This window comes from Aquipuribacter nitratireducens (assembly GCF_037860835.1).
Lineage (GTDB): Bacteria > Actinomycetota > Actinomycetes > Actinomycetales > JBBAYJ01 > Aquipuribacter > Aquipuribacter nitratireducens.
This window is the reverse complement of sequence record NZ_JBBEOG010000019.1, coordinates 1-3,673: the sequence shown is the minus strand read 5'-3', so window position 1 is coordinate 3,673 and position 3,673 is coordinate 1. Positions and strand designations below refer to the sequence as shown.

General features: G+C 59.4%; 2 rRNA genes. Both read left to right on the top strand.

Features of this window, described 5'->3' with window-relative positions:
• Nucleotides 1–249: 249 nt before the first annotated feature.
• Nucleotides 250–3,374: ribosomal RNA gene (locus tag WAB14_RS18135) — 23S ribosomal RNA — on the top strand.
• Nucleotides 3,375–3,513: 139 nt separating this feature from the next.
• A 5S ribosomal RNA gene (gene rrf / locus WAB14_RS18130) occupies nucleotides 3,514–3,630 on the top strand.
• Nucleotides 3,631–3,673: the final 43 nt, after the last annotated feature.

The following is a 3,673-nucleotide window of genomic DNA, read 5'->3' as shown; positions in this document are numbered from 1 at the left end:
TGGGGACCGCTGGTTCCGTATACCGCTCGTGTCTGCTGTGTCTGTGGTGGCCTTTCGGGGTTGTCGTGGGTGTGGTGGGGGTGGGGTCTGGTGCGGGGTGTGCTGGTGGGTGCTCCTGGTTTCTTGAGAACTGCACAGTGGACGCGAGCATCTTTAGTGTCAATTTTTGATCGCGTGCTCATTCCTGGTGGTCGGCTTCCGGTCGTGTTGGCTGTGGTCGGTCCCTGGGTGGTGGGTGCGTGTTTCTGTGGTCAAGTTTGTAAGGGCACACGGTGGATGCCTTGGCATCAGGAGCCGATGAAGGACGTAGGAACCTGCGATAAGCCTCGGGTAGTTGGTAACCGAACTGTGATCCGAGGATTTCCGAATGGGGCAACCCGGCCAGAGTCATGTCTGGTCACCCGCACCTGAATGTATAGGGTGTGTGGAGGGCACGCGGGGAAGTGAAACATCTCAGTACCCGCAGGAAGAGAAAGCAACCGCGATTCCGTGAGTAGTGGCGAGCGAAAGCGGATGAGGCTAAACCGTTCACGTGTGACACCCGGCAGGGGTTGCGTGGGCGGGGTCGTGGGACCTCCTGGATCGTTCTGCCGGACGGTCAGGGTGACGTTCGTGTCATAGCCGAAGGACTTGGGAAGGTCCGGCACAGTGGGTGACACCCCCGTAGGCGAAATGGCATGGCGGCCCTGGAGGGATCCCAAGTAGCACGGGGCCCGAGAAATCCCGTGCGAATCTGCGAGGACCATCTCGTAAGCCTAAATACTTCCTGGTGACCGATAGCGGATCAGTACCGTGAGGGAATGGTGAAAAGTACCCCGGGAGGGGAGTGAAATAGTACCTGAAACCGTGTGCTTACAAGCCGTCGGAGCCGAGCCTGCCTCGTGTGGGTGGTGACGGCGTGCCTTTTGAAGAATGAGCCTGCGAGTTAGTGGTGCGTGGCGAGGTTAACCCGTGTGGGGAAGCCGTAGCGAAAGCGAGTCCGAACAGGGCGGTTGAGTCGCGTGCTCTAGACCCGAAGCGAAGTGATCTACCCATGGCCAGGGTGAAGCGCCGGTAAGACGGCGTGGAGGCCCGAACCCACCAGGGTTGAAAACCTGGGGGATGAGCTGTGGGTAGGGGTGAAAGGCCAATCAAACTTCGTGATAGCTGGTTCTCCCCGAAATGCATCTAGGTGCAGCGTCCCGTGTTTCTTGCCGGAGGTAGAGCTACTGGATGGCTGATGGGCCTCACCAGGTTACTGACGTCAGCCAAACTCCGAATGCCGGTAAGTGAGAGCGGGGCAGTGAGACTGCGGGGGATAAGCTCCGTAGTCGAAAGGGAAACAGCCCAGATCACCGGCTAAGGCCCCTAAGCGTGTGCTAAGTGGAAAAGGATGTGGAGTTGCCCAGACAACCAGGAGGTTGGCTTAGAAGCAGCCACCCTTGAAAGAGTGCGTAATAGCTCACTGGTCAAGTGATTCCGCGCCGACAATGTAGCGGGGCTCAAGCACACCGCCGAAGCCGTGACATTCACGCGTTGCCCTCGTGCCCGCCTTCGTGGTGGGTGTGCAGGGGTGTGGATGGGTAGGGGAGCGTCGTGTGCCGGGTGAAGCGGCGGGGTGACCCAGTCGTGGACGGCACACGAGTGAGAATGCAGGCATGAGTAGCGAAAGCAGAGTGAGAAACTCTGCCGCCGAATGACCAAGGGTTCCAGGGCCAGGTTAATCCGCCCTGGGTAAGTCGGGACCTAAGGCGAGGCCGACAGGCGTAGTCGATGGACAACGGGTTGATATTCCCGTACCGGCGAAGGACCGCCCATACCGAACTGGCCGATGCTGAGCGCCTGAAGCCTGTTCCCGCGCTTGCGTGGGAGCGGGTGGAGCGCGCGACCCAGAGCCGTAGTAGGTAAGCGTGTTAACAGGAGTGACGCAGGAAGGTAGCCGCCGCGTGGCGATGGTTGTCCACGTCCAAGGGTCCGAGGGCGCAGTGTTGGTAAATCCGCGCTGCTGTGCCGTGAGCACGAGCCTGAGGCCTGATGGTGAGCGCGTATGCGCGAAGACGGGTGATCCTATGCTGCCGAGAAAAGCTTCGACGCGAGGTCCGAGCCGCCCGTACCCCAAACCGACTCAGGTGGTCAGGTAGAGAATACCGAGGCGATCGGGTGAACTGTGGTTAAGGAACTCGGCAAAATGCCCCCGTAACTTCGGGAGAAGGGGGGCCAAAGGCGTGAGAGCGCTGATGGCCGCAGAGACCAGGGAGAAGCGACTGTTTACTAAAAACACAGGTCCGTGCTAAGTCGTAAGACGCTGTATACGGACTGACGCCTGCCCGGTGCTGGAACGTTAAGGGGACGGGTCAGCGCGCAAGCGCAAAGCCCAGAACTTAAGCGCCAGTAAACGGCGGTGGTAACTATAACCATCCTAAGGTAGCGAAATTCCTTGTCGGGTAAGTTCCGACCTGCACGAATGGCGTAACGACTTCTCCACTGTCTCAACCGCAGACCCGGCGAAATTGCACTACGAGTAAAGATGCTCGTTACGCGCAGCAGGACGGAAAGACCCCGGGACCTTTACTATAGCTTGGTATTGGTGTTCGGGACGGCTTGTGTAGGATAGGTGGGAGACAGTGAAGCGGTCACGCCAGTGGTCGTGGAGTCATCGTTGAAATACCACTCTGGTCGTTCTGGACATCTAACCTAGGTCCGTCATCCGGATCAGGGACAGTGCCTGGTGGGTAGTTTAACTGGGGCGGTTGCCTCCTAAAATGTAACGGAGGCGCTCAAAGGTTCCCTCAGCCTGGTTGGCAATCAGGTGTCGAGTGTAAGTGCACAAGGGAGCTTGACTGCGAGACAGACATGTCGAGCAGGGACGAAAGTCGGAACTAGTGACCCGGCCGTGGTGAATGGAAACGCGGTCGCTCATCGGATAAAAGGTACCCCGGGGATAACAGGCTGATCTTGCCCAAGAGTCCATATCGACGGCATGGTTTGGCACCTCGATGTCGGCTCGTCGCATCCTGGGGCTGGAGTCGGTCCCAAGGGTTGGGCTGTTCGCCCATTAAAGCGGCACGCGAGCTGGGTTTAGAACGTCGTGAGACAGTTCGGTCCCTATCCGCTGTGCGCGTCGGAGATTTGAGAAGGGCTGTCCCTAGTACGAGAGGACCGGGACGGACCAACCTCTGGTGTGTCAGTTGTCCTGCCAAGGGCACCGCTGATTAGCTACGTTGGGAAGGGATAACCGCTGAAAGCATCTAAGCGGGAAGCCTGCTTCAAGATGAGATCTCCATGGCCTTCGAGGCCGAGAGGCTCCCAGCTAGACGACTGGGTTGATAGGCCGGAAGTGGAAGCGTGGTAACACGTGCAGCTGACCGGTACTAATAAGCCGATGACTTGCCCACACCCCCCGCCTGCTCCTCGGAGCCGGCCGGTGGGAGGTTGGCACTCCTAGATTGCGTTCGCGTCCACTGTGCGGTTCCCGAGAACACCAGGCACACACCCACAGCAGGTGGGTGTGCCCGGTTGACATCTCGACAGAGTTTCGGCGGTCATGGCGAAGGGGAAACGCCCGGTCCCATTCCGAACCCGGAAGCTAAGCCCTTCTGCGCCGATGGTACTGCGTGGGACACCGCGTGGGAGAGTAGGACACCGCCGGACACACTTCACACAGAGGCCGCCCCCCACGGGGGCGGCCTCTGTG